This window comes from Shewanella aquimarina, assembly GCF_023349185.1.
Lineage (GTDB): Bacteria > Pseudomonadota > Gammaproteobacteria > Enterobacterales > Shewanellaceae > Shewanella > Shewanella aquimarina.
Genome location: NZ_JAKIKY010000005.1, coordinates 158,363 through 182,390 on the forward strand (window position 1 = coordinate 158,363; position 24,028 = coordinate 182,390).

At 54.9% G+C, this 24,028-nt stretch carries 28 protein-coding genes; 13 read left to right on the top strand and 15 right to left on the bottom strand.

Annotated features, from left to right (window positions below; translation table 11 throughout):
- Positions 1–243: 243 nt before the first annotated feature.
- The 3 genes from mnmC2 to L2731_RS08080 all read left to right on the top strand — a co-directional run bounded on the left by mnmC2 (position 244) and on the right by L2731_RS08080 (position 3,035).
- Complete coding sequence (mnmC2, locus tag L2731_RS08070) at positions 244–945, top strand: tRNA (5-methylaminomethyl-2-thiouridine)(34)-methyltransferase MnmC2 (protein ID WP_249252619.1); 702 nt, start codon at positions 244–246, stop codon at positions 943–945.
- A gap of 123 nt (positions 946–1,068) precedes the next feature.
- Positions 1,069–2,616, top strand: a complete 1,548-nt coding sequence (locus L2731_RS08075; RefSeq protein ID WP_249252621.1) for an FG-GAP repeat domain-containing protein — start codon at positions 1,069–1,071, stop codon at positions 2,614–2,616.
- Positions 2,617–2,822: 206 nt separating this feature from the next.
- Positions 2,823–3,035 carry an intracellular growth attenuator family protein gene (locus L2731_RS08080; RefSeq protein WP_239849493.1) on the top strand — a complete coding sequence of 71 codons (213 nt, stop codon included), beginning with the start codon at positions 2,823–2,825 and terminating at the stop codon, positions 3,033–3,035.
- A gap of 193 nt (positions 3,036–3,228) precedes the next feature.
- Here the strand turns inward: L2731_RS08080 and L2731_RS08085 are convergent, their stop codons facing one another.
- From L2731_RS08085 to L2731_RS08155, 15 genes are all read right to left on the bottom strand, one after another.
- Positions 3,229–3,483, bottom strand: a complete 255-nt coding sequence (locus L2731_RS08085) for a hypothetical protein (protein WP_249252623.1) — start codon at positions 3,481–3,483, stop codon at positions 3,229–3,231.
- 107 nt (positions 3,484–3,590) lie between these two features.
- On the bottom strand, positions 3,591–4,844 hold the full coding sequence (locus L2731_RS08090) for a sensor histidine kinase (RefSeq protein ID WP_249252625.1): 1,254 nt from the start codon (positions 4,842–4,844) through the stop codon (positions 3,591–3,593).
- 32 nt (positions 4,845–4,876) lie between these two features.
- Complete coding sequence (locus L2731_RS08095; RefSeq protein ID WP_249252627.1) at positions 4,877–5,560, bottom strand: response regulator transcription factor; 684 nt, start codon at positions 5,558–5,560, stop codon at positions 4,877–4,879.
- A 104-nt stretch (positions 5,561–5,664) separates the two neighbouring features.
- Positions 5,665–7,032, bottom strand: a complete 1,368-nt coding sequence (gene mgtE, locus L2731_RS08100) for a magnesium transporter (protein ID WP_239849497.1) — start codon at positions 7,030–7,032, stop codon at positions 5,665–5,667.
- A gap of 100 nt (positions 7,033–7,132) precedes the next feature.
- Positions 7,133–7,408, bottom strand: coding sequence for an HPr family phosphocarrier protein (locus L2731_RS08105; protein ID WP_041509935.1), 276 nt, complete (start codon positions 7,406–7,408; stop codon positions 7,133–7,135).
- Positions 7,401–8,249, bottom strand: a complete 849-nt coding sequence (gene rapZ / locus L2731_RS08110) for an RNase adapter RapZ (RefSeq protein ID WP_041509936.1) — start codon at positions 8,247–8,249, stop codon at positions 7,401–7,403. The genes L2731_RS08105 and rapZ overlap by 8 nt, the downstream gene beginning before the upstream one ends.
- A complete protein-coding gene (gene ptsN, locus L2731_RS08115) occupies positions 8,246–8,689 on the bottom strand; it encodes a PTS IIA-like nitrogen regulatory protein PtsN (RefSeq protein WP_249252630.1) in 444 nt (147 codons plus the stop codon). Before ptsN ends, rapZ begins: the two co-directional genes overlap by 4 nt.
- A 2-nt stretch (positions 8,690–8,691) precedes the next feature.
- Entirely contained in the window at positions 8,692–8,979 is a 288-nt protein-coding gene (gene hpf, locus L2731_RS08120) for a ribosome hibernation promoting factor (protein ID WP_011867108.1), read from the bottom strand.
- Between the two features lie 30 nt (positions 8,980–9,009).
- On the bottom strand, positions 9,010–10,497 hold the full coding sequence (locus L2731_RS08125; RefSeq protein WP_041509938.1) for an RNA polymerase factor sigma-54: 1,488 nt from the start codon (positions 10,495–10,497) through the stop codon (positions 9,010–9,012).
- Positions 10,498–10,630: 133 nt separating this feature from the next.
- Positions 10,631–11,362 carry an LPS export ABC transporter ATP-binding protein gene (lptB, locus tag L2731_RS08130; RefSeq protein ID WP_041509939.1) on the bottom strand — a complete coding sequence of 244 codons (732 nt, stop codon included), beginning with the start codon at positions 11,360–11,362 and terminating at the stop codon, positions 10,631–10,633.
- Positions 11,359–11,901, bottom strand: a complete 543-nt coding sequence (gene lptA, locus L2731_RS08135; protein WP_249252632.1) for a lipopolysaccharide transport periplasmic protein LptA — start codon at positions 11,899–11,901, stop codon at positions 11,359–11,361. The genes lptB and lptA overlap by 4 nt, the downstream gene beginning before the upstream one ends.
- A complete protein-coding gene (lptC, locus tag L2731_RS08140) occupies positions 11,888–12,445 on the bottom strand; it encodes an LPS export ABC transporter periplasmic protein LptC (RefSeq protein WP_249252634.1) in 558 nt (185 codons plus the stop codon). The genes lptA and lptC overlap by 14 nt, the downstream gene beginning before the upstream one ends.
- Entirely contained in the window at positions 12,442–12,993 is a 552-nt protein-coding gene (gene kdsC / locus L2731_RS08145) for a 3-deoxy-manno-octulosonate-8-phosphatase KdsC (RefSeq protein WP_041509942.1), read from the bottom strand. The genes lptC and kdsC overlap by 4 nt, the downstream gene beginning before the upstream one ends.
- Before the next feature lies 1 nt (position 12,994).
- On the bottom strand, positions 12,995–13,972 hold the full coding sequence (locus L2731_RS08150; protein ID WP_041509943.1) for a KpsF/GutQ family sugar-phosphate isomerase: 978 nt from the start codon (positions 13,970–13,972) through the stop codon (positions 12,995–12,997).
- Between the two features lie 33 nt (positions 13,973–14,005).
- A complete protein-coding gene (locus L2731_RS08155; RefSeq protein ID WP_239849500.1) occupies positions 14,006–14,965 on the bottom strand; it encodes a calcium/sodium antiporter in 960 nt (319 codons plus the stop codon).
- Positions 14,966–15,199: 234 nt separating this feature from the next.
- Here L2731_RS08155 and L2731_RS08160 point away from each other — a divergent pair, with 234 nt between their 5' ends.
- From L2731_RS08160 to L2731_RS08205, 10 genes are all read left to right on the top strand, one after another.
- A complete protein-coding gene (locus L2731_RS08160; RefSeq protein ID WP_415837065.1) occupies positions 15,200–16,009 on the top strand; it encodes an ATP-binding cassette domain-containing protein in 810 nt (269 codons plus the stop codon).
- Positions 15,996–16,781, top strand: a complete 786-nt coding sequence (gene mlaE, locus L2731_RS08165) for a lipid asymmetry maintenance ABC transporter permease subunit MlaE (RefSeq protein WP_041509945.1) — start codon at positions 15,996–15,998, stop codon at positions 16,779–16,781. The genes L2731_RS08160 and mlaE overlap by 14 nt, the downstream gene beginning before the upstream one ends.
- A 71-nt stretch (positions 16,782–16,852) precedes the next feature.
- Positions 16,853–17,326 carry an outer membrane lipid asymmetry maintenance protein MlaD gene (gene mlaD, locus L2731_RS08170; RefSeq protein ID WP_041509946.1) on the top strand — a complete coding sequence of 158 codons (474 nt, stop codon included), beginning with the start codon at positions 16,853–16,855 and terminating at the stop codon, positions 17,324–17,326.
- Between the two features lie 11 nt (positions 17,327–17,337).
- Positions 17,338–17,991 carry an MlaC/ttg2D family ABC transporter substrate-binding protein gene (locus tag L2731_RS08175; RefSeq protein ID WP_249252636.1) on the top strand — a complete coding sequence of 218 codons (654 nt, stop codon included), beginning with the start codon at positions 17,338–17,340 and terminating at the stop codon, positions 17,989–17,991.
- The gene (locus L2731_RS08180; RefSeq protein WP_239849501.1) at positions 17,991–18,284 is read left to right on the top strand and encodes an STAS domain-containing protein; all 294 of its coding nucleotides are present in this window, start codon (positions 17,991–17,993) and stop codon (positions 18,282–18,284) included. Before L2731_RS08175 ends, L2731_RS08180 begins: the two co-directional genes overlap by 1 nt.
- A gap of 15 nt (positions 18,285–18,299) precedes the next feature.
- Positions 18,300–18,557: a BolA family protein gene (locus L2731_RS08185; RefSeq protein WP_041509949.1), complete on the top strand. Its 258-nt coding sequence runs from the start codon at positions 18,300–18,302 to the stop codon at positions 18,555–18,557.
- Positions 18,558–18,566: 9 nt separating this feature from the next.
- The gene (gene murA, locus L2731_RS08190) at positions 18,567–19,826 is read left to right on the top strand and encodes a UDP-N-acetylglucosamine 1-carboxyvinyltransferase (RefSeq protein WP_249252638.1); all 1,260 of its coding nucleotides are present in this window, start codon (positions 18,567–18,569) and stop codon (positions 19,824–19,826) included.
- A gap of 120 nt (positions 19,827–19,946) precedes the next feature.
- Entirely contained in the window at positions 19,947–21,335 is a 1,389-nt protein-coding gene (locus L2731_RS08195; RefSeq protein WP_249252640.1) for a sensor histidine kinase, read from the top strand.
- A complete protein-coding gene (locus L2731_RS08200) occupies positions 21,335–21,967 on the top strand; it encodes a response regulator (RefSeq protein ID WP_041509952.1) in 633 nt (210 codons plus the stop codon). The genes L2731_RS08195 and L2731_RS08200 overlap by 1 nt, the downstream gene beginning before the upstream one ends.
- 194 nt (positions 21,968–22,161) lie before the next feature.
- On the top strand, positions 22,162–23,829 hold the full coding sequence (locus L2731_RS08205) for an Ig-like domain-containing protein (protein WP_249252642.1): 1,668 nt from the start codon (positions 22,162–22,164) through the stop codon (positions 23,827–23,829).
- The last annotated feature ends 199 nt before the right edge of the window (positions 23,830–24,028 follow it).

Below are 24,028 nucleotides of genomic sequence, written 5' to 3' on the forward strand. Positions count from 1 at the left end.
ATGGGGTTACCGGGAAAATCCCGACCGAAAGTGGCGCGGATTTTCCCATTACTGTGGCTACTTGGCTGTGAGATGGATCACTCTTGGCTGGTTTTGGTTTTGGTTTTGGTTTTGGTTTTGGTTTTGGTTTTGGTTTTAGTTTTGGCACCAGTCTGGCTAGATCTCTTAAGGGGAAACATTTGCATGCGAAGCCTGGGTCTAAGGTACAATCGGCGCCAGTAAACACTTTTTGACGAGCCGAGAATGAACAAGATCCATGTACAGATGACCAAAGATGGGTCCCACACCCTGATGAGCAGCCTGTTTGACGACAGTTACCATGCTCACAATGGCGCCATCAGCGAGTCTGAACACGTCTACATTCAGTCGGGCCTTGCCGAGCTGGATCCCAGCTTCGAGCGGGTGAATATTCTCGAGTTGGGGTTCGGTTCGGGCATGAATGCCATGCTCACACTCAAGCAGGTGCTAGGTGCAGACGGTAAGCCGGATAAGCTCGCCAGGCCGATCCGCTTCGTGACGGTCGAGGCCTATCCAGTGCCTAGTGATGTGATCGCCCAGCTGAACTACAAGGAGCATTTAGCGCCTGCGCTGCAAGATCTGTTCGATCGCCTGCACAGCGCGCCCTGGGGCGAGGATGTCACCCTGTTTCCTGGCTTCGTGCTGCATAAGATCCATGCCTCCTGGGATAGCCTGGCATTGCCGAGTGAATCGATAAACCTGGTGTTCTACGATGGCTTTGCGCCGAGCAAGCAGCCAGAGTTGTGGACTCAGGATAACTTCGATCGTCTCTATCCTATGATGATGCCGGGGGGGATGTTGGTCAGCTATTGTGCCAACGGTCAATTTAAGCGTAACTTGAAGGCGGCGGGTTTCAGGGTGAAGCCCCACCCGGGGGCCTTAGGGCGACGGGAGATGACCCGTGCATGGAAGCCCAAGCCAGAATAGTCAGGCAAATTCCGTTCTGACTCGCGGACTTTTTTTGTTTGTAACAAGTCATTAACTGAACTTTCTTTTTTGCCGGGAATCGATAGATTAGAACCCACTTGGCTTCACATAGGGAAATGATCTGTGAAAAAACTGGCAACTCGTGCACTCGCGCCTTGGCTCACCGCGAGCCTGACGCTTCTCTGCGCCATGCAGGCCTGGGCCGATAAGGCTGCACCGCTGGCCTTCGTGTCCCAAACAATCGATACCGGTTTTAAACTGACCCATCCGCTGGAGAGTCTGAACCTGCTTGGTGATGCCAACAAGGAGCTACTGGCGATCGGCGTCGATGATCGCCAGACCAAGTGGCTCGCCGTCTATGGCTTAGATGGCGAAAGCAGCCAGTATCGGCTGCTGCATAAGCTGCCGCTGCCTGGCGATCTCTATCGATACGATGTGAGTGCCAAGCCACAGCAGGGCAATTCACAGCAGGCTGATGCGCTGCAGTCGGTCTATTTCATGTCGCGCGCTCAGCTTTCGGTGCTCAGGGTTAAGGAGCAGGGGCTGATACTTGAGCCATTGTTTGATGTCGCCCCGCTGGTGCTGAAGCCTCGCATCGAGTTTATTGCGCGCGGCGAGTTTGTTAGGGATCTCAACCGGGATGGCCGTGACGACTTTATCCTGGGTCAGTTTGAGCAGACGCAGCTCTTCCTCAGCCAGGACGACGGCTGGAAGACCCAGACCCTGGCGATTCAGCCTAAGGTGCTCCTGTATCGCGACGGTGCCCGCTACAGCGAGACCAAGCTCTATTTTGCCGACATGGATCGCGATGGGCGCGACGATATCATCAAGGTTGGCGAGGGAGAGCTGGAGATCTATGCCCAACACAGGGATGGCCGGTTCGAGACCTACCCCAGGTTTCAGCCCGTGAGCCAGGCGATCAGTGGCCTGGACTGGTGGGACAGACGCGATGCTTATGGCGAGGCGCTGGATCAGAGCGACCTGGTCTACCGTAAGGTGGAGGCCCTGCAAGACGTCGACGGTGACGAGGTAGTGGATATGGTGGTGCGCTATACCAAGAGTTCGGGCGTGCTCGATAGGGTTAACGACTATGAGATCTATCTGGGAGTGAAGGGCGACAAGGGGGTGACTTTCGGCAAACAGCCCCAGAGCGTGATCCGCGGCGATGGTACCCTGACGGGGTTCGAGCTGGTGGATATCGACCTAGATGGTCGCAGCGAGGTGCTGGTGTCTGGCTTCGATATCGGCCTGTCGCAGATCATCGGCGCCCTGGTGTCGGGCAGTATCGATCAGGATGTGCACCTGTTTACCATGGACGATAAGCGGCGTTTCGCTGCCAAGCCAAACATGAGCAAGTCGGTGGAGCTGAGTTTCAGCTTGACCTCGGGGCAGAGCGGCGCGCCCGTGGTAAAGCTTGCGGATATCGATGGCGATAGGCGTCAGGACCTGCTGCTCTCCGATGGTGAAGAGGAGCTGGATCTGTTTCTGGGGAGTGCCAAGGGGTCGCTGTTCGCTCGCAGGGAGAGCCTGAAGATCGCCCTGCCTAAAGATGGTGACATGCTGAGTAGCGAAGATCTAAATCTGGACGGTAAGGCAGATCTGCTGATCAAGTATGGCAGGCAGGATAAGCCGGCCTTGCAGAGTCAGTTCTTGGTGATCATGACCCAGTAGTCGCACCCTTGTGTAAATCGCGCAGAGATACACTTTGTCGCAATTTAGCTGCTTGCCATAACTCACATTACTTCAGTGAGTTAGCATCTACTAACCGGCGCTGATCATGGAGGGCGGGCTGGCTTAAGGCTTGTTTCATTTTTCATCGCTACCCTGAGCTCGAAGGTGACCTGTGGTCACCCAGAGACTATGTGAAGGGCTTGTGTATGATAGGTTTTGGCAGCGCCAGTAGTTCTGCAGGAGCAGATGTCGCCGTAAACATCATCACTTACCTGGGAGCCGGATGCTTGTTGGTAGTGGTCGTAGGGTTTGCAATAGCCCTGTATCAGGAGTGGCAGGTAGTGCGCCGCTTCGATGCCGAGAAGCAGAGACAGAGATTTTTCGACAGCCTCTCTAATATCACGCCGCGCTCCCGTTAGCGGTCTCTTGATTCTTTAAGGGGTTACCTCACTCCTTATCGCCTGGTTCGCGAGAACTGTTCCTCGAACCTGGCGACTCGAACCTAGTCGCTCGAACTTGGGCGCTCGAACTTGGACGCTCTGATATGAGTTGCCCTGACATGAGTTGCTCTGACATGAGTCACATCAGGCGAGTAGGCCTAGTTAAGTTGTCTTAGTTGAGCGATAGCCTGGCCTGCTCCGCGACCAGGGCGACAATCTCACGATTGAGGCTGAGCTGCCGTTGTCGGCTCTGATCTATCGCTTCCCTGGCTAGTGCACTTAGGCAGTCATGGATAGTGCGCGACTGCGAATGACCGCCCAGATGGTGCGGGTAGTACTCCTCTTGATGATTTGGCTCGCCGTCGAATTGCGGCTGCCAAAACGCGTCTGTGTCTTTGGTGTGTCTTTGTGTCTCGAGCCTGTACAAGGGAAAGCCTCCTGAGTGCGTGACCGCGTTAGGATAAGCGAAACTTATGCCAATTAGATGACAGACAGAAACTCAGGCCTGGGGCGTGCTATAACCTGGCTTAGCGCCTATGTTGCACCATTAGGGTGCAACATAGGCGCTGGGAAATGCAACCTGGCGATGCAGCCCGTATCGCAATTGCTGAGGCTAAAACGCCATTGATAACGCTGACACAGGGCCTCGACGATCTCCAGCCCTAGGCCATGGCCCTGGGGGCGGGTGTCGCTGCTGCTCATGCCGCGGCCCTGATCTTTCACCGAGATCCCCTCGTCGTCGACGCTGATGCTGATGTGGCCGCTGTCGCTGGCGTTGATGGCGTTATTGAGCAAGTTGATTAGTAACATGCGCAGCACGGCCTCGCTGGGGGCTATCTGCGGCGTGGCATCTAGGGTGAGGCTTAATTGGATCTGTTTCTGGCTCGCCAGCGGTTCGACCTCGGCAAGGATCTGTTTCAGCTCTTTCTCATGTAGCGGTCTGAGGTCGGGTGAACTCAGCCCTTTTTCCTGTTTTACCAGGCTCAGCAATGCGTCGATGATGTGCTGCATATTGCTGGCGGCCTTGACGATGCGGCCGCGTTGTCGTTGCATAAACTCGGGTTTGCCTTCCTGCTCGAGCAGACGGCTGGCGCCCTGAATAATGGTCAGCGGCGTCCTGAGTTCATGACTGGCATAGCGAGAGAAGGCCTGTTCGCGGCGGATCAGCTGGGCGATCTGTTGCTGATAGTGATTGAGGCTGGCGGTGAGGGCATGAAACTCCTGGGTGGCGTCCTTGGAGACTTGAAAGCTCTGGTTGCCCTTTGAGCCTTCGAGCTGCTCGCTGATGGCCCGGATAGGAGCGATAAGCCTGCGGGTGAGGATGGTGATGGCAAAGCCAAATAGGGCAAACAACATCAGGGTGACCGCCAGGATAACCAGGCTGATATTGTTCCATTCGTCGCGGCTCAGCTCTACCTGCTCGGCGTCCATCACCAGAATCAGGGGATGGGTTGCCTTGGTGTCGTCATATTGGCTGCGATAGATGAAGATATCTTCCTTAAAGGTGTCGTGTAGCTCATCGAGAAAGCCGATGGGGAGATCGGCAATGGTTTGATATTCCTTGGGTAGGGTGTCCGGGTCATTATAGGCGACGATCGTGGTGCTTAAGACCAGCGGCGACATGGCGCCCTGTTCGAACGCCGTCTGAGCACTGGGGGCGATCTGTTCCAGGGTGCGGCGGTTGAGTTCATCTTCGACCCAGTAGAGGATGATGATACTCAAGATATAGAGGATCGCGGCCACCAGAAGGGCGATACTCCCGAAGTAGAAACTGAGTTTACGAGTCATACTCTTGGCGGTTTTTCGCACCTGTTGGACCTCTATTTATTCACGTCTAACCGAAAGCCTATCTTAGGCACGGTCAGTATGATGGGGGTGTCGAAGGGTTTATCCACCTGGTTTCTCAGCTGGTACATGTGGCTGCGCAGGATATCGCTGTTGGGGGGCTCTTCCCCCCACAGGTGCTGCACTATCTCCTCCCGCTTCACCACATTGGGGGCGCGGGAGATCAGCAGGTGGAGGATCTGAAAGCAGCTTGGGGTGAGCTGTAGCTTCTTGCCATCGCGATAGGCGGTATGCTCGGCGATGTTGAGGGTGATCGGCCCACACTGCTGGCAGCCTTGAGCGACCCGTCCCAGCTGGCGTTTGATCAATGCCAGCAGGCGCACATGCAATTCATCGAGATCGAAGGGCTTGGTCAGGTAATCGTCGGCGCCGCTGTGAAAGCCTTGCAGCAGATCCTGTTTGTCGTCCAGTGCCGTCAGCATCAGGATAGGGACACTGGAGCCTTGCTCTCTCAGGGCCTTGGCCACGGCATAGCCGTCCATCTTAGGCAGCATGAGATCCAGTACTATGGCGTCGAAGTGTCCCTCGGTCGCGAGGCGCAGGCCGAGTTCGCCGTTGCTGGCGTAATCCACCTGAGCCCCCTGGGCTTCCAGGTAGTCTCCCAGGACGCCGGCGACATCGGCATTATCTTCTATGATGAGTATTTGAGTATTTTGCATGGCTTTTCTCTCGCCGGGTGACTCTATCTATCCTAGCGTGAAAAAGATGTCGTTAACATTGAAATTCAAGCGCATCCTATTGGGCTTTGGGATGCACTCGAGAATCAATTCAGCAGGAACAGGGTGGCGAGGCCGAGGAAGGCGAACAGGCCAATCACATCTGTGACTGTAGTCAGCACCATGCCGCCGGCCAGCGCGGGATCGACGTTAAACTTCTTCAGCAGCAGTGGGATACAGGCGCCGGCCAGACCGGCCACCGTCATGTTGATCAGCATGGCGCCGCCGATCAGTCCGCCCAGGGCGATATCGCCCTTCCATAACCAGACGGCCGCAAACACCAGCAAGGACCAGAGCAGGCCGTTGAGAAAGCCGATAGCCAGCTCCTTGCCGATCAGCCAGCGGGAGTTACTCTGACCTATCTGTCCCAGGGCGATACCGCGTATCACCAGGGCCAGGGTCTGGTTGCCCGCCACGCCGCCCATGCTGGGTACTATTGTCATCAAGATGGCGATGGTGGCAAACTGCTCCAGGGTGTTCTCGAACATGTTGCTGACCGAGGCGGCCAGCAGCGCGGCAAACAGGTTGATGGTCAGCCAGAGGGAGCGCCTCAGGGTACTCTTGACCACTGGGCCGAAGGTGTCGGTATCGTCATCCATACCCGCCATCCCCATCATGGAGTGTTCGGCGTCCTCACGGATCACGTCGACGATATCGTCGATGGTGATACGGCCCAGCAGACGATTGGTCTCCTCTTCGACCACGGGCGCCGAGACCCAGTCATGGCGTTCGAACAACTGGGCGACTTCGCCGTCGTCCATGGCCACGGGGATCCCTTCGAGATCGTCGTTCATGATCTCTCTCACCGAGGCGTTAGGGTCGCAGGTGAGTAGGTCGGTAATGCGTACGCCGCCCAGCAGGCTGTCGCGCTTGTCCACCACATAGAGGGTATCTGTGGCGTCGGGTAGCTCGCCGCGGATCCTCAGGTAACGCAGAATCACATCTATGGTGACATCGGGCCGCACGGTCACGGTATCTGTGTTCATGATACTGCCGGCGGTATCTTCCGGATAGGAGAGTGCCTGCTCCACCCTGGCCCTGTCTTGCGCCGTCATCGACTGCAACACCTGATTGAAGACGCTGTCGGGCAGGCTACGCAGTATGTAGGCCAGATCGTCGGTGTCCATGCCTTCGGCCGCCTTGGCGACCCGCTCGGGACTCATCTGGGTGATCAGGGTATCTTTGAGCTCTTCACCCAGCTCATCGAGGATCTCCCCCGTGTGTTGCTGGTCGATCAACTGCCAGAGCACCTGACGGGTGCGCGGCGGCGAAGATTCCAGGATGAAGGCGATATCTGAGGCGGCCATGTCGTGCAGCATGCTGCGCACATGGACAAACATGCCACTGCCTAAGGCTTGAGTCAGCTGATTAAGGCGTTGATCTGTGGTCTCACTATCTAACACTTCGATCGGCATAGCTCCTCCTTTGACAGTTGGTTGAACGGCATGGTTGGTAGGCTTGTAAGTCTATGATAAGTATAGGACGGAATTAAGCTGGTACCGGAAAGCGAGCCGATTATACGGCCTCATCGAATTTGGCGTCAATAAGGGCGCTGATGGCATCTAGGGCCGCCTGGGCATCTTTGCCTTCGCTGGTGATGGTGATGGTTTTGCCCATGCCGGTCTCGAGCATCAGGAGGCCGAGTACGCTGGCGGCGGAGGCCTGTTTATCGCCTTGAATTAGGGTGACCTCGGCGTCGAACTTGGCGGCGAGTACCGCCAGCTTGGTCGCCGCCCTGGCGTGTAGCCCCAGTTTGTTACAGATGGTCAGCTGGCGAGCCAACTTAGTCATGCTTTAGCTCTCTGTGGCGGGCCTGAACCTTATGCTGGCCCTTGTTAAACAGCTTGGCGAGCTGGTCGGTCACATAGACAGACCTGTGCTGACCGCCGGTGCAGCCGATGGCGATGGTGAGGTAGCTGCGGTTGTTGCGCTCCAGGTGTGGCAACCAGGTTTCCAGCAGGTTTTCGATCTGCCAGATGAACTTGTTGACCAGTGGCTGCTGGCTGAGAAACTGCTGCACGGGTTCGTCCAGGCCGGTTAATGGCCTCAGCTCTGGCTCCCAGTGGGGGTTGGGCAGGAAGCGTACGTCGAACATGAAGTCGGCTTCGCTTGGCATACCATATTTAAAGCCGAAAGATTCGAAGTTGATCACCAACTCTTTATCCACAGTACCAAGCAGGATCTCGCGAACCTTGTCGCTTAGCTCATAGATGTTGAGGTTGGAGGTATCTATGTAGTGATCCACCAGTTTAGCGATGGGATCCAGTAACTTGCCTTCGAGCTGTATCGCCTCCTTGAGGGAGACCTTAGAGCGTGACAGCGGGTGTAGTCTGCGGGTCTCGCTATAGCGCTTGAGCAGCACGCTGTCGCTGGAATTCAGGAAGAAACTTAAGATTTCGGTATCTTTGGGAAGCTTGGCCAGCTGCTTTTCCAGCTGGATCTCTTCGCTCGGCATATTGCGCACGTCGACACTGATGGCCACGAGATCGTTGCGTCCCTTGAGCTGCTCCAGCAAGGACTCCATCATCTGCAGTGGCAGATTATCGACACAGTAATAGCCTAGATCTTCTAAGACCCTAAGCGCGACGGATTTTCCCGATCCTGAGCGTCCTGATACCAAAACCAATTTCATTGGGTGATCACCTGATAGAGTTCGGATTCATCTTGGGTCTTTCTTAGCTGCTTAATGATCGCCTTATCATTGAGCTTCTCGGCCATGGCGGCTAGGGTGCTAAGATGTTGCTCGCATTGATCTGCGGGCACTAATAATGCAAAAAGGATATCGACGGGCTGATTGTCAATGGCATCGAATGCGATTGGTTCAGCACATTTCACCAGTACGGCCACGGGTTGCTCTATGTTGGTCAGCCGCCCGTGAGGAATCGCGATACCATTGCCTATACCTGTGCTGCCCATTTTCTCTCGAGCCAGAAGGCTTTCAAAAATTTCTTGAGAGGAGAGGGTGGGGTACTGGACAGCGGCTAAGTCGCTGATAAGCTCCAGTACCTTTTTCTTACTGCCCGGAGTGGCGCAGGTGGTGCACTCCGGCCGCAGGATGGTACTCAGTTCCATCGTTAATGTTTAGTAAGCTTCTCTTTGTGTTTAATGACCTGACGATCGAGTTTGTCAATCAGGGAGTCTATCGCGGCATACATGTCCGCATGTTCGGATGTTGCGAACACTTCTCCGCCGCGGAGATGTAACTTTGCCTCAACCTTCTGTTGCAACTTTTCGACATTTAATACAACGTGCACATTATTGATCTGATCGAAATGACGTTCAAGCTTTGTGAATTTCTCTTCGATGTAGCTTCGTAGAGATTGGGTGATCTCGATATGGTGCCCAGTCAGGTTTATTTGCATAAAGATAGTCCTCCAGTTTCCAGGTTTGTTTTATAAGCTCTTGCGCTGATTCGACGGCGGTATCAGCATCGCTTCGCGATACTTGGCAATGGTGCGTCTAGCTACCTTGATACCCTGTTCGGCCAAGAGTTGAGCCATCTTGCTGTCGCTCAATGGCTTTTTCTGGTTTTCCGCAGCAACCAGCTTCTTGATGAAGGCGCGTATTGCTGTTGAAGAGCACTCTCCGCCATCGTCGGTACCGACGTGACTGGAGAAGAAGTATTTGAGTTCGAAGATCCCTCTCGGGGTATGCATATATTTTTGTGTGGTCACACGTGAGATGGTGGACTCGTGCATCTCCACCGCCTCGGCAATGTCGTTCAGTACCATGGGCTTCATCGCCTCTTCGCCAAATTCGAAGAAGCCTTGTTGGAAGTCGACGATACAGTTGGTCACCTTGAGCAGGGTCTCGTTGCGGCTCTCCAGGCTCTTGAGGAACCATTTGGCTTCCTGCAGGTGGCCGCGAATAAACTGGCCATCCGCCTGGCTCTTGGTGCTGCGCGCCATGGCGGCATACTGCTGATTGACGTTGATCTTGGGCATGCTGTCGGGATTGAGCTCGACTACCCAGCGTCCCTTCTTCTTGGTGACGGTCACATCCGGGATCACATATTCGTCGCGGCTGGCGGTGATGGCGAGGCCGGGACGGGGGTTGAGTGTCTGGATCAGGGCGATGGCATCCCTTAGGTCATCTTCTTTGAGTTTGGTCTTGCGCATCAGCAGACGGAAGTCGCGGCCGGCGATGAGGTCCAGATGTTCCTTGATCAGCATGCGGGCGTTGGCAATGTGCGGCGTGTCGTCGCTGTATTGGGCGAGCTGAATCGTCAGGCATTCGCTGAGATCCCTTGCTGCCACGCCGATGGGATCGAAGTGTTGTACCCGCTTGAGTACGGCTTCGACCTCGTCGAGTTCGATCTCAGGATCGCCCATGGCCTCGAGAATATCTTCACAGGTCTGGGTTAGGTAACCACGCTCGTCGATGGCATCTATGATGGCGGTGGCGATGGCCAGATCGTTATCGGAAAAGGGGGTCAAGTTCTTCTGCCATTCCAGGTGTTCGTAAAGACCTTCGCTGGTCTCGCCCTGAAAAGGCATGTCGTCGTCACGCATGGCGCCCGAGCTTGAGTTGGGCGAGGCGGTATAGACCTCGTCCCAGGTGGTATCGACCGGCAGCTCGTCTGGCATGGAGTCCTGGGTCAGGGCGTCAGAGGTCTCGACACCTGAATTATCCTGGCTCGAATCCAGCTCTATCTTGTCGTCGTACTTGGTGTCGAAGTTGTCGCTGACGGCATCATCTTGCAGCTCGACGTTGGCGCTCTCCTGCTCTTCGTCCAACTCCAGTAGCGGGTTAGATTCTAATGCCTGCTGGATCTCCTGCTGCAACTCTAATGACGACAACTGCAACAGACGTATGGCCTGTTGTAGCTGGGGCGTCATGGTGAGATGCTGACCCATTTTGAGCTGAAGTGACGCTTTCATCGTACTGCTATTCCCTTGTTTCTAATTATAAAATGAGAAAGCTCTGGCTATATGTGCCGGACAAATATATCGAATAGTCGCTAAGGCCACAATCTAAGATAGGTTTTTCTGTGTGGCCCCGTTATAAGATTAACTATAGCTTGAATTGTTCACCTAAGTACACTGCTCGTACTTGCTGGTTGTCTAAGATTTCGGCGGGTGTGCCCTCGGCGATCAGATTACCATGGCTGACGATGTAGGCTTTCTCACAGACATCTAGTGTTTCGCGCACATTATGGTCGGTGATCAACACCCCCAGGCCACGATTCTTGAGCTGTTCGATGATCTTCTTGATGTCGATGACCGAGATGGGATCGACCCCGGCGAAAGGCTCGTCGAGAAGAATAAACTTAGGGTTGGCGGCCAGCGCCCTGGCGATCTCTACCCGGCGACGTTCACCACCAGAGAGTGCCATGCCGTGGCTGTCACGGATGTGGGTGATATGGAACTCTTCCAGCAGGTGTTCCAGCTCCTCTTCACGGCCGTCGTTGTTCAGGTCGCTGCGGGTCTGCAGTACGGCCATGATGTTGTCGCGTACCGAGAGCTTACGAAAGATGCTGGCTTCCTGAGGCAGATAACCTATGCCCTTGCGGGCGCGCAGATGCATGGGATCCAGCGTCAGGTCGTCATCGTCGATAAAGATGCGGCCCTTGTCGCTCTGCACCAATCCGACGACCATATAGAAGGTGGTGGTCTTGCCGGCGCCGTTTGGCCCCAGCAGGCCGACGATCTGCCCGGTCTTGACCGTGAGGCTCACGTCTTGGACAACGGCACGACTCTTATAGCTCTTGGCGAGGTTCTCCGCCTTCAAGGTTAGGTGTGTCATTGTTTTTCCTGTTTGGGCTGTTCGGGTTTCTGTTCTGGCTGGATCTGCTCCTGATAGTTCTCAGGCTGAATGATGGTGATCACTCTGTCTTTGCCGCTGCTCTCGGCGATCAGCTGTTGCTGCTCTATGTTGTAGCGGATCTGCGAACCTGTGACCTGGCTGCCTTCCTGTTCCAGGGTGGCGTCGCCGATCAGTGTCAGGGTGCGGCTGGAAAGCTCGTAGCGTATCTCCTTGGCACTGGCAGAAGCTGGGCGGCCATCTTCCATCACCTGAGAGTAGGTGGCTGGGTTGCCGGTGGCGATGAGGATCTTGCCGCTATTCTTCTCTTTGCTGAAGGCGCGCAGCTCACTGGCCAAAATCTTGATTGAGCCTTGTGTGACTTCTACCGGACCGTGGAAGATGATCTGGTTGTTCTTGATGTCGGCTTCCTGGCTGGCGGCAGAGATCTTAACCTCTTGCAGCAGGTCGTTTTCCTTGGCGTGGGCGCCAATACTGACCAGGGACAGCAGGCCCGCAAGAATAAGGCTATTTAGTTTCATATGTTCCTTCTACTTGACTCGTCAGTCGTATATTTTGTGCGTTGAGATCGGCATATAAGCCTTCCCCGGTAATGAGGAAATCTTGCCCTGTGACCCGAATGCTTCTGTCGGATGTCATAATCATAGTATTGAGATCCAGCTCCAGATAGGTGGTCTCTATGGTCTGAATCGGTTCTTCTGGGCTAATGGCATCAATGATAACATTATTTTCCAGGGTGACCCGTCCGCTATTTTTGTCCAGTGTGCCCTTGGTGGATCTCAGGCGCCACTGAGCATCGCCGTTGTCGGGATAGACCAGATAGATGGGCTGGGTAAAGTAGGTCTGGTTGCGCTCGGCGTAGTGCTCCATGTGACTGGCCGATACCCGGCTGTTGATGCCACCCTCATCATTGTATTGCACGCTCTTGAGATCCCGGACGATGTAGTCGGGACGATCGACATTTTTGAGGGCCAGATCTTCGTTGCCCTTTTTCGACTGCACCTGCCAATAGAGCAGCAGTGCGGTGCCGAAGAAGGCGATGATCGCCAGGGTGACTCTGTTCATATGCTCATTCCGTGGGCCGAGGCAAACTTATCCTGACTCAGCAGAATAAGATCCGTCAGTTCACGCAGGGCGCCATGACCGCCCTTGATATGGGTGACCATGTCGGCGTGTTGGCGCACATAGGGGTGACCGTCGGCCACGCAGACAGACAGGCCAACCTTCTCCATCACAGGCAGGTCCACCATGTCATCACCTATGTAGGCAACTTCCTCTGGCGTGACCTTGTAGAGGCTTAGCAGCTCCTGGTAGGGCTCTAGCTTGTTGTCGACACCCTGGTAGATGTGGGTGATGCCCAGTGCCGTCATGCGATCTTCTACTATCTGTGATTTGCGCCCCGTGATGATGGCCACGGGAATGTCGCTGGTCAGCAGAGAGCGGACGCCATAGCCGTCGCGGGTATGGAAGGTCTTGAGTTCATCGCCCGAGTTACTCATATAGACCAGGCCGTCGGAGAAGACGCCATCGACGTCGCAGATCAACAGCTTGATCTGTTTCGCCTTCAGCCAGACTTCGTCGCTGATGGGGCCGTAGAAACCTTGATGTGCCATGTTAGATCACCCCCGCCTTAACCATGTCCAGCATGTTGAGTGCGCCAATCGGTCTTTGTTGATCGTCGGTGACGATCAGGCCGTTGATCTCTTTCTCGTCCATCACCTTGAGCGCCTGGGCGGCTAAGATACCGTCGCTGACGGTGACGCAGCCATGGGTCATCACCTCTGAGATCGAGGTTTTGCGCAGGTTGATCTCAGCGTCGATCACCCGGCGCAGATCGCCATCGGTGAAGATGCCGACCAGCAGCCCCTGGTTATTGACCACAGCAGTCATGCCCAGCCCCTTCTTGGAGATCTCATACAGGGCCTCAGTGATACAGATATCTTCGCTAACCAATGGCAGCTCATCGCCCTTGTGCATCACATCGCTCACCTTGAGCAACAGCTTGCGGCCCAGGCTACCGCCTGGATGGGACAGGGCGAAATCATCTTTGGTAAAGCCACGAGCCTGAAGCAGGGCCACCGCCAGGGCATCGCCCATAACCAGGGTGGCCGTGGTGCTGGATGTTGGCGCCAGCCCCAGCGGACAAGCTTCTTCCGGCACCTCGATACACAGGTGGACTATGGCGTGTTTGGCCATGTTGGATTCGGGTTTCCCCGTCACCGCGATGACCGGTAGTCCCATGCGCTTGATCACCGGCATCAGGGTTAAAATTTCGCTGGCCTCACCCGAGTTGGAGATGGCGAGCACGATATCGTTCTCGCTCAGTACGCCCAGGTCTCCGTGGCTGGCCTCGCCGGGGTGGACGAAGAAGGCGGGGGTACCAGTGCTGGCCAGGGTGGCCGAGATCTTGTTACCTATGTGGCCGGATTTGCCCATGCCCATCACAATTACCTTGCCGGTGCAGGCGAGGATCAGCTGGCAGGCTTTGGCAAATTCACTTGAGTCGACATATTGATACAGGTTGTCCAGCGCGTTGCGCTCGATATCGATAACCTTGCGTCCCCAATGACGTAATTGATCTGCATCTACCATCTTGTTCTCTCTATTTTGTCGGCCTAAACGTTATTAGGATAGGAAAAGCGTGACTTGGTACGCGATAAAAGTCGCTAATAACACGCCGCCATGCCAAGGGCGAAGTTGGCGGGCTTTGCCGGTTAATAAAATCAGTATGGCCAGGGCAACGCTGGTTGCCATCACCATGTAAAAGTCGCGACTGCTGGCGGCGGCATCTACCGCGCCTGGGGCGATAAGGGCGGGCAGCGCCAATACCGCGAGAATATTAAACAGGTTCGAGCCGACCACGTTACCTATGGCCAGATCGTCTTCCTTCTTCAGCACGCCTGCCACACAGGCCGCCAGCTCTGGCAGGCTGGTGCCGACGGCAATGATGGTCAGGCCTATGACTAAGTCTGACATATGGAAGGCCTTGGCGATACCCACGGCGCCTTGCACCATCCAGTCGGCAGACAGGGGCAGCAGCACTAGGCCGATGACGAGCCAGAGGATCGCCTTGGGCGTGGGGACATCTTTAGGCACCTCGCTCTCTGCCTCATCGATGAGTGGATCCTTTTCCTTATTGGCGATCGCATGCCAGATCAGGTATCCCATGAGGGCGAAGAAGAGTACCAACAGCACCAGCCCTTCGATGCGGGTCAGCTGACCATCATAGAGAAAGTATCCTGCCAGCGCCGTGGCGCCAAGCATCATAGGGATTTCCCGCTTGAGTGTCTGTGAGCTTACCGAGATTGCGCCTAACAGCGCGGTGATCCCTAAGATCAGTGTGATGTTGGCGACGTTGGAGCCCAGCACATTACCTATGGCCGTGTCTGTCATTCCCTCGAGGGAGGCGGTGGCTGCCACAAACATTTCCGGGGCCGAGCTGCCCATAGCGACGATAGTGAGGCCAATCAACATAGGCGGCAGGCCGAGATTACGGGCGAATGCCGCGGCGCCGAAGACAAATTTGTCGGCACTCCAAACCAGTGCACCCAAACCAGCAATCAGTAAGAAAATATTAAATAGCATTGAAAATCTTTTTATTTAAGAGTCTGCCGCGCATTTTCGCTGGATTTGAACAAAATTGAAAGTATTGCGCAAAGATAGTGTCGATTCAGTTGTGCACAATCCGTCAATTTCGTACAATTTGCCTCTTTTCCTGCCGCCTAACCATGGAACGCACTAGGTCCCGTTATGAGTCATCAATCGTTAAGTCATGACAACCAAGCAGAGGGTGAGACTAAGCCGATGGAACAAGCGCCGATGGAACAAGCGAAGCCATTGGTCGAGATCAGTCATCTGGGCTTCAGTCGTGGCACCCATGTTATCTATGATGATGTCAGCCTCACCATCCCCAGGGGGAAGGTGACCGCCATCATGGGACCCAGCGGCATAGGCAAGACCACACTGCTCAAGCTCATCGGTGGCCAGCTGCGCCCAGACAAAGGGGTCATCAAGGTCGATGGCATAGATGTGCATCAATGCAATCGGGGCGAGCTGTTTGCCCTGCGTAAGCGCATGAGCATGCTGTTTCAGAGCGGCGCCCTGTTTACCGACATGAATGTGTTCGACAACGTGGCCTTTGCCCTTAGGGAACACTCCGAGCTGCCCGAGGCGATCATTCGCCGCATCGTGTTGATGAAGCTCGAGGCGGTCGGTCTTCGCGGCGCGGCTCAGATGATGCCGAGCGAACTCTCTGGCGGCATGCAGAGACGTGCGGCCCTGGCCCGCGCCATCGCCTTGGAGCCCGAGTTGGTACTCTACGATGAGCCATTCGCCGGTCAGGACCCTATCTCCATGGGCGTCCTGGTTAAACTGATCCGCGAGCTGAGCGACGCGCTGAGCCTCACCTCTGTGGTGGTGTCTCACGATGTGCAAGAGGTGCTGGGGATCGCCGACTACGTCTATGTGCTGGCCGATAAGAAGGTGATCGCCCACGGCACGCCAGCCGAATTAAGGGCCGCAGACAATCCGAAATTGAAACAGTTTATCGGCGGCGAGCCCGACGGGCCCGTGCCGTTTCATTTTCCCGCCCAGGATTACCAGAAGGAGATGTTAGGTGAGCGTGATTGATCAAATCGCCCGCTTAGGTCGTGGTGCGATCGACAGTGTCACCGGCCTGGGACGCGCCGGGCTCATGTTGTGGGGCGCCATCGCCAAGGTGCCGAGGGTACGTAAGGGCACGCCGCTACTGATCAAGCAGCTGTATGTGATCGGCGTGCAGTCCATGGTGATCATTTTGGTCTCTGGCCTCTTCATCGGTATGGTGCTGGCGCTGCAGGGCTATAATATTTTGGTGGGTTTTGGTACCGAAGACAGCCTGGGGCCCATGGTGGCGCTCAGTCTGCTGCGTGAACTTGGCCCCGTGGTGACCGCGCTGCTGTTTGCCGGACGAGCAGGCTCGGCGCTCACCGCAGAGATAGGCCTGATGAAGAGTACCGAACAGCTCTCCAGCCTGGAGATGATGGCTATCGATCCTCTGCGTCAGGTGATCGCGCCGCGCTTCTGGGCCGGGGTGATCAGCCTGCCGCTGTTGGCGCTGATGTTTACCGCCGTGGGCATCTATGGCGGTCATCTGGTGGGGGTTGAGTGGAAGGGGATCGACAGCGGCAGCTTCTGGTCGATACTGCAGGCCTCGGTAGAGTGGCGTCAGGACATAGTGAACTGTTTGATCAAGAGCCTGGTGTTCGCCGTAGTGGTCACCTGGATAGCCCTGTATCGTGGCTATCATGTGATCCCCAATCCCGAGGGGATTAGCAGGGCGACCACACAGACCGTGGTGCAGTCCAGCCTGGCGGTGTTAGCGCTGGACTTCCTGTTGACGGCCATGATGTTTGGCCGCTGATGAATTTTTGTTTATGGATAAACCTATATGCCAGCCTTCGTGGTATGTATAGAACTGAGTGGTAATTGGGTATGTTGACTCGCAAAATTGAACTTTTAGTTGGTTTGTTTATTCTGTCGGGCCTGATGGCCTTCCTGGTCTTGGTGTTCAATGTCGCCAACGTCGAGGTGAAGCCTGGGCAGAGCCACTACACCTTGTATGCCAAGTTTACCAATGTGGGTGGTCTCAAGGTGCGCTCGCCGGTCAAAGTGGGTGGCGTGGTGGTCGGTCGGGTGACCAAGATAGGCCTGGATCCCGACGAACTGGTGGCCGTGGTCGAGTTGGCGATGGATAAAGAGTACGATCAGTTCCCCGAGACCAGTAGCCTGTCTATCTTGACCTCTGGCCTCTTGGGTGAGCAGTTCCTAGGCCTGACCCCGGGTTTCGTGATGGACGATATCGGCATGCTCAAAGATGGCGATCGTATCGACGATACTCACTCGGCGTTAGTGCTCGAAGATCTGATCGGCCAGTTCTTATACAGTATGAAGTCTAAAGAAAATTAATAGGGACGAATATGAAACAGTTGTTGCAAGTACTCTTCTCCTCCATGTTATTGCTGATCGGCGGTGCGGTTAGCGCCGAGGAGATCTCGGTCAATACCAAGGACCCCTATGCCATGGTGGAATCGGTCGCCAACAAGACTTTTGCCCGATTTCATCAGGATATTGCCACAATTCAGGCCAATCCTGACCATCTTAAGGTGATAGTCTCTGACGAGCTGATGCCTTATATCGATTACAAGTATGCCTCTTACAAGGTGATGGGGCCTTACCTACGCCAGAGTACGCCGGATCAGCGTGAGCGTTTCGCCGAGGCGTTTAGGGCCTATCTGATTGCCACCTATGCTCAGGCCTTTACCGAGTATACGGATCAGCAGGTAGAGTTTGCCCCTGCCAAGCGTTTCGACGATGAGAAGATGGTGGATGTTAACGTGCAGATCATCGAGCAGGGACGTCCGCCTATCAAGCTGATCTTCAGGGTTCGCCGCCTCAAAGACGACACCTGGAAGGCGTTCGACTTGGTGGCCGAAGGGGTCAGCCTGCTCTCCTCAAAGAGCGCCGAGATCACTAACCTCATCCGCCAGAATGGCATAGATGCGGTGATCAAGGAGCTAGAGACGCACACGGCAGGTCGTATCAGCTTGGCGAGTAAGGAGACTAAGCTATAATGCTGGCCTTTGAGCAGGACGCTGGCCAGTGCAAGGTGAGCGGCCAGCTGTCACAGGCGGCCGTGGTACAGCTCTGGCCTAAACTGGAGACACTGCTGAGCGGGCCATGTGAGCGATTGGATCTCTCTGGGGTCGCCTATAGCGATAGCGCAGGTGTCGCTCTCTTGTTGCATCTGGTGGCAGAGCAGCAGGCGAAGGGAAAATCACTGGCGCTTTGCAACCCACCATTGCAACTGCAAAAGCTAATAGATTTATATGATTTACAAGACTTCTTCACCGAAGAAGCCAAATAAAAGGGTTATCCGTTTATGGAATGTAATGAGATTGAACAGCTGCTTACTCAAGCGCTGGCACTAGATGAAGTACACGTGAGTCAGGATGGGACACACTATAAGATTGTCGCCGTCGGCGAGTGTTTCGACGGTGTGAGCCGCGTCAAGCAGCAGCAGATGATCTATGCCCCCTTGATGGAACATGTGACCAGTGGGGCGCTACATGCCATCACTATCAATGCCTTTACCCCGACGCAGTGGAAGCGTGAAAAAATCTTCAACATGCCAGGTTAGAGACTCACAGTGGATAAATTAACAATTCAGGCCAGTGGTGCATTGGCCGGTGACGTGGTGATTTCAGGCGCCAAGAATGCCGCCCTGCCTATTCTGATGGCCGGTGTGCTCGCCGAGACCGACTTTGTGGTCAGCAATGTGCCGAACCTGCGCGATGTCAACACCAGCTGTGAGCTGTTGCGCTGCCTCGGTGCCGACGTGAGCCGTGGCGATGACGGCAAGATCACCATCTCGACGACTCACCTAAAGGAGTTTTGCGCGCCCTATGAACTGGTGAAGACCATGCGCGCCTCTATCCTGATCCTGGGCCCCTTGCTGGCCCGTTACGGCACCGCCGACGTATCCCTGCCTGGTGGCTGCGCCATCGGTGCCCGTCCGGTTAACCTGCACCTGCATGGCTTGGAGCAGATGGGCGCCAAGATTGAGGTGAAAGAGGGTTATATCAAGGCACGTGTCGATGGTCGCCTCAAGGGCGCCCATATCTTCATGGATATGATTAGCGTCGGTGCCACAGAGAACCTGCTGATGGCGGCGGCCCTGGCCGATGGCGAGAGCGTGATCGAAAACGCTGCCCGCGAACCTGAGGTGATCGATCTGGCTAATTGTCTCAACGCCATGGGCGCTAAGATCAGCGGTGCAGGTAGTGATACCATTCGTATCCAGGGTGTCGAGTCGCTAAGTGGCTGTGAATATCGCGTGATGCCAGATCGCATCGAGACGGGTAGCTTCCTGGTGGCCGCTGCGGTAACCCGAGGCAAGATACGCTGTGTCGATGCCGATCCTAAGACCCTGGAGGCCGTACTCGCTAAGCTCGAAGACGCCGGCGCCAGCATCACAACCGGTGAAGATTGGATCGAACTGGATATGCAGGGCAAACGCCCTAAAGCGGTCAATATCAAGACCATGCCTTATCCGGGATTCCCTACGGACATGCAGGCGCAGTTCTGTGTGTTAAACGTCCTGGCGGAAGGTACGGCGACCATTACCGAGACCATCTTTGAGAACCGTTTCATGCATGTGCCTGAGCTTATCCGTATGGGCGCCAACATGGAGCTGGAAGGCAATACCTGTATCATCAAGGGTTGTGAGCGGCTCAACGGCGCTCAGGTGATGGCGACTGATTTGCGCGCCTCGGCGAGCCTGGTGATTGCCGGTCTGGTGGCCGATGGTGTGACTACGGTGGATCGTATCTACCACCTCGACAGAGGCTATGAGCATATCGAAGAGAAGTTTAAGGGCCTAGGCGGCGAAGTCGTGCGGGTCAGCTAACCTTTTCTTTATCATGAAAAAGCCACCTTAGGGTGGCTTTTTTGTGGCCGAGATAAATTTGCGTTGATATTGTCGAGACTGTCACGGCGGCCTATGTTGAGCCAGTGTTAAAGTCTTCCTATGCTGACGTTTATCGTGTTTAACATCTACCTCTTCTATGGCCTAGTGTTTTTTTCCATTGGCTGCGTAGTCGTTTTTCGCAATTTTAAGTACAGTCAGCTCTCTATCTCGCCAACGCTCTGGGCCCTGGCCCTGTTTGGCTTTACCCACGCCTTCCACGAGTGGTCTGAGTTATACGTCATCCTGTTTGCCGACGACATCAGTCAGCAATATCAGGTATTGGTGCAGTGGCTTAGGCTACTTAAATTGGCACTCTCGTTTGCCAGCCTGATGGTGTTTGCCTGGCTGCTCTTCGCTATCTTGTCGCGGCGCATAGCCCGCATAGGTCATGGGGCGATCCTGCTGGTTCTGCTGGCCTACAGTATCTCAGTGGCGCGTCTATCTGGCTCCTTGGATCTCTCCGATGAGATGTTTTCACAGGCGGCCCACTGTACGCGTTTGTTGCTGGGGTTTGGCAGCGCGTTTCTGGCCGGCTCCGGCATGGCTATCTATGGCCATGGCTTGCTACAGGCGCGGCATGACTATGGCCAGTATTTTGTGGCAACCGGTGTGGGCCTGTGGATTTACGGCGTGCTTGCGGGTCTGGTGCCGACCGACTTGCATATGACCATTCCCGTGCTGCGTACCCTGGCCAGTGGCCTGGTGTTGATCACCCTGTTTAAGGCGCTCAAGATCTTCGACATCGAGCGGGAGCAGCAAACTGAGGTGAAGTTAAAGCGCGCGATCGAGGCCGATAAGTATAAGGCGATCGGTCAGCTGGCCATGGGGGTGGCCCATGAGATCAACAATCCGCTGGCATCCTCGACCCTGGCGCTGGATCTGCTAGAGCGAAAGCATCCGCCACAAGATGACGCGTACAAAGAGTACATCAACCGCATTCGACTCGGGATCAGCCGCGCCGCCGAGATCAGCAAGGAGTTACTGGCTTATGCCAGACCGACCTCGGAGGAGGCGATGCCGGTGTGCCTGGCTGAGGTGATTCGCTCGTCGATTAAGCTGCTGTCACATAAGCAACGTAATTTCGAGATCCGGGTCAATTGTCCCGAATCGCTGTCGATGTTGGGGCAGAAGATTAAGCTTGAAGAGCTGCTGATCAATCTGCTCAACAATGCCATGGATGCCAGTGAACAGGGCGGCATTATCTGCGTCGATGTGGCAAGCGAAGCGGGTGGCATTTCTCTGTCGGTCACGGACCAGGGGCAGGGGATGGACGATGCGAGTCTTGCTAGGGCGCTAGAGCCTTTTTACTCCACCAAGGCGATAGGTAAGGGTACCGGACTTGGGCTGGCCATCTGCGAGTCGATAGTCAGGGCCCACAGGGGAAGCATGGATATTCACAGCCAGCTGGGGCAGGGAACCCAGGTGTCGATTTTATTTGAGGAGGCCTGATGGCCAGCATTTTAATTGCCGAAGATGACGCCGACTTACGCACCAATATGGTGGATATCTTAGAGTTGGAAGGCCATCAGGTTGTTGCGGTCGATTGCGCCGAGGCGGCGATCTCGGCCTGCCAGCAGCACACCTTCGACATCGCGCTGATGGATTTGCTCATGCCGGGTATGACAGGGGTCGAGGCGATCTCTAACCTACGCCAATTGAATCCTTTCATCGCCATTATCATAGTCACCGCCTACGCCACGGTCGATACCGCCGTCGATGCCATGAAGAAGGGCGCCGATAGCGTGATGACCAAACCCTTCAATGCCGGTGAGCTATTGATGGGGATTAAACGCAGTATCGCGGAGAAGCAGTTGTTGAAGTCGGCCGTCAATATCGACGCCGATAGCGTCTATGCCGCCCTGGCCAATCCGTTGCGGCGCTCGACCCTGAAACAGCTGGGGACTCATAAGCAACTTAAATTTATGGATCTTTGCCGCCTGGTGGGCGTCGAGGATCACACCAGGTTTAACTTTCATCTGCGCCAATTAAAGAAGGCCGGTCTGGTGCAACAAAATGAGAGTAAGGTCTATATTTTGACAACAACTGGGCAATTTGTTTTACAAAATCACAATCTTTCATGACGTCATAAAATCCTAATAATCAGTAGGTTAATCTTGTTCTGATAAGGAAACTTCACAATAGTCAGGCTATTGTGAAATCGCCTAATCTATCCCTTAAGTGGTAAGTCGCAAATACTGTGACCATGTCCGAAGAGACATATCAGTCACCCTTCCTGCAAGTTGGTGATTGTCATAAGCCACGAGAGGATGAATATATGAGCAGCCAAATTCCATGTAAAAAGCTATTGCTTGCTAGCATGATCTCTATGTTGGTGGCGTGTGGTAGTGATAATGACGACACCCCTCCACCAGTTGAAAGCAACACCCCGCCCGTTGCTGTTGCCGATAGCGCAACCGTTACCGTGTCAGAAATGGTCAGCATAGATGTGCTGGCAAACGATACCGACGCCGATGGCGATACCCTGTCAATCGTCTCTGTCAGCTCAGATAGTGCGGTCATCAAGGAGGGTAAGGTTGAATATACCGCGGGTGACGCGGCGGGAGAGGTTAAGTTTACCTATACCATCACAGATGGCACAGATGAGGCGGTTGGTGAGGTTACCGTGACCGTCGAGGCGCTGCCTGAGCCTGAAGCCTTAGCCTATGTCGGCTCTGCCGCCTGTGCTGGCTGTCATGGGGATCAGCATGCCTCATTCGCCAAGACGGGCCATAACTTCAAGATTCAGAAGATCACCGCTGGCGAGCAGCCGAGTTTTCCTTATACGCCAGAGAGCACCATTACCGGAGCCATAGATCTGCTGGTCGACTCGACGCCAAACAATACCCTGGGGGCGCCGACTAGCTATGATGAGGTGAGCTATGTGGTGGGCGGTTATCACTGGAAGATGCGTTGGTTGGATAAAGACGGTTACATAGTGACGGGTAAGAATGTCCAGTACAACATACATAACAGTAAAGGCGAGTTGAACATTCCCGACAATCACCCCGCCGACCCGGACGTCATGGGTAACTACAAAGATACCGAATTTGATGTGCAGTACAGCTGTGGTAACTGTCACACCACGGGCTGGAAGCGCACCACAGACGTGGCCGGTGGCGACAGCCGTAATCCGGATCGTCAAGGCGATCTACCCGGCATGAACGGAACCTTTGCCGAGCAGGGTATTCAGTGTGAATCGTGCCATGGTGCCGGTAGTCTTCACGTCAAGGCGCCTTCGAAAGACAACATCACCAAGATAGCAACGGCGCGCACCACGGATGATTTCCTCGCCGAGGATATGGCATATGGCAAGGCCGTTACCTGCGCCGAATGTCATACCCGTGACGGTGAGAAGGACTATCCAAGCTTCGTCAGCAAGTACAACGGTGCTTTCCCTGCGGGCAGTCAGGTAGGGGGACGTATCATTGCTAAGGGAGGCCTGGCTCAGCATCACCAAACCGCCGACGAACTCCTGGGTGTCGTACCGCAAGATCATGGAGCCTATAAAGCCGGCGAAGAGATTGGTGCCAAGAAAGGCATGAGCTGTACCAGCTGTCATGATGCGCACAAGTCAACCAAGAATCAGGATAGCAGCGACGGTCTACATGCGGGCGCGGTGAAGGCCTGTAGCGATTGTCATACCATGGCGTTTGCCGATGGTGGCGGATCCTACGGTCATAGCTCCATTGCCGAATGTACCGACTGCCATATGCCGAAACTTGCTAAGAGTGCGGTAACTACTGGGCCTAAGTTAGGCAGTGCCGATGTGGTGTTTGGTGATATCAAGTCTCACCTGTTTACCCTGGATCTGTCACCCGATGCAAAACAGTTTACCGACGATGGTAAGTATCAAATGCCTTGGGGTACTGCCAAGTTTACCTGTGGTAACTGTCATGGCGACTACACAGAGAAGGCGGCGGCCCTGACTAAGATCCATAAATAACAGGTTAGATAATAAGTGTGGGTTGTGCCCACGATAATGAAGTGAAAAAGTGATTCATTGCCCTTCCCCATAGGTGAAGACCATCTCAGCCACTGCGCTAAGGTGGTCTTTTTTTTGGGGGGGGATGAGTCACCGCTATGCCGGTATAGACTCGCCTATGGTCTAAACAGTGAAATTGGCGATAATCGCCATGCCAGGT

What these genes read in the sequence shown, in the direction of transcription:
- L2731_RS08175 (WP_249252636.1), top strand. Translation starts at nt 17,338, where the DNA reads ATGAAACAGTTGTTGCAAGTACTCTTCTCCTCCATGTTATTGCTGATC.
- L2731_RS08160 (WP_415837065.1), top strand. Translation starts at nt 15,200, where the DNA reads ATGGAACAAGCGAAGCCATTGGTCGAGATCAGTCATCTGGGCTTCAGT.
- L2731_RS08095 (WP_249252627.1), bottom strand. Translation starts at nt 5,560, where the DNA reads ATGCAAAATACTCAAATACTCATCATAGAAGATAATGCCGATGTCGCC.
- mlaD (WP_041509946.1), top strand. Translation starts at nt 16,853, where the DNA reads ATGTTGACTCGCAAAATTGAACTTTTAGTTGGTTTGTTTATTCTGTCG.
- L2731_RS08180 (WP_239849501.1), top strand. Translation starts at nt 17,991, where the DNA reads ATGCTGGCCTTTGAGCAGGACGCTGGCCAGTGCAAGGTGAGCGGCCAG.
- lptC (WP_249252634.1), bottom strand. Translation starts at nt 12,445, where the DNA reads ATGAACAGAGTCACCCTGGCGATCATCGCCTTCTTCGGCACCGCACTG.
- L2731_RS08080 (WP_239849493.1), top strand. Translation starts at nt 2,823, where the DNA reads ATGATAGGTTTTGGCAGCGCCAGTAGTTCTGCAGGAGCAGATGTCGCC.
- L2731_RS08155 (WP_239849500.1), bottom strand. Translation starts at nt 14,965, where the DNA reads ATGCTATTTAATATTTTCTTACTGATTGCTGGTTTGGGTGCACTGGTT.
- L2731_RS08185 (WP_041509949.1), top strand. Translation starts at nt 18,300, where the DNA reads ATGGAATGTAATGAGATTGAACAGCTGCTTACTCAAGCGCTGGCACTA.
- L2731_RS08090 (WP_249252625.1), bottom strand. Translation starts at nt 4,844, where the DNA reads ATGACTCGTAAACTCAGTTTCTACTTCGGGAGTATCGCCCTTCTGGTG.
- L2731_RS08200 (WP_041509952.1), top strand. Translation starts at nt 21,335, where the DNA reads ATGGCCAGCATTTTAATTGCCGAAGATGACGCCGACTTACGCACCAAT.
- L2731_RS08105 (WP_041509935.1), bottom strand. Translation starts at nt 7,408, where the DNA reads ATGACTAAGTTGGCTCGCCAGCTGACCATCTGTAACAAACTGGGGCTA.
- L2731_RS08150 (WP_041509943.1), bottom strand. Translation starts at nt 13,972, where the DNA reads ATGGTAGATGCAGATCAATTACGTCATTGGGGACGCAAGGTTATCGAT.
- L2731_RS08205 (WP_249252642.1), top strand. Translation starts at nt 22,162, where the DNA reads ATGAGCAGCCAAATTCCATGTAAAAAGCTATTGCTTGCTAGCATGATC.
- L2731_RS08195 (WP_249252640.1), top strand. Translation starts at nt 19,947, where the DNA reads ATGCTGACGTTTATCGTGTTTAACATCTACCTCTTCTATGGCCTAGTG.
- rapZ (WP_041509936.1), bottom strand. Translation starts at nt 8,249, where the DNA reads ATGAAATTGGTTTTGGTATCAGGACGCTCAGGATCGGGAAAATCCGTC.
- lptB (WP_041509939.1), bottom strand. Translation starts at nt 11,362, where the DNA reads ATGACACACCTAACCTTGAAGGCGGAGAACCTCGCCAAGAGCTATAAG.
- mnmC2 (WP_249252619.1), top strand. Translation starts at nt 244, where the DNA reads ATGAACAAGATCCATGTACAGATGACCAAAGATGGGTCCCACACCCTG.
- lptA (WP_249252632.1), bottom strand. Translation starts at nt 11,901, where the DNA reads ATGAAACTAAATAGCCTTATTCTTGCGGGCCTGCTGTCCCTGGTCAGT.
- L2731_RS08125 (WP_041509938.1), bottom strand. Translation starts at nt 10,497, where the DNA reads ATGAAAGCGTCACTTCAGCTCAAAATGGGTCAGCATCTCACCATGACG.
- mgtE (WP_239849497.1), bottom strand. Translation starts at nt 7,032, where the DNA reads ATGCCGATCGAAGTGTTAGATAGTGAGACCACAGATCAACGCCTTAAT.
- hpf (WP_011867108.1), bottom strand. Translation starts at nt 8,979, where the DNA reads ATGCAAATAAACCTGACTGGGCACCATATCGAGATCACCCAATCTCTA.
- ptsN (WP_249252630.1), bottom strand. Translation starts at nt 8,689, where the DNA reads ATGGAACTGAGTACCATCCTGCGGCCGGAGTGCACCACCTGCGCCACT.
- kdsC (WP_041509942.1), bottom strand. Translation starts at nt 12,993, where the DNA reads ATGGCACATCAAGGTTTCTACGGCCCCATCAGCGACGAAGTCTGGCTG.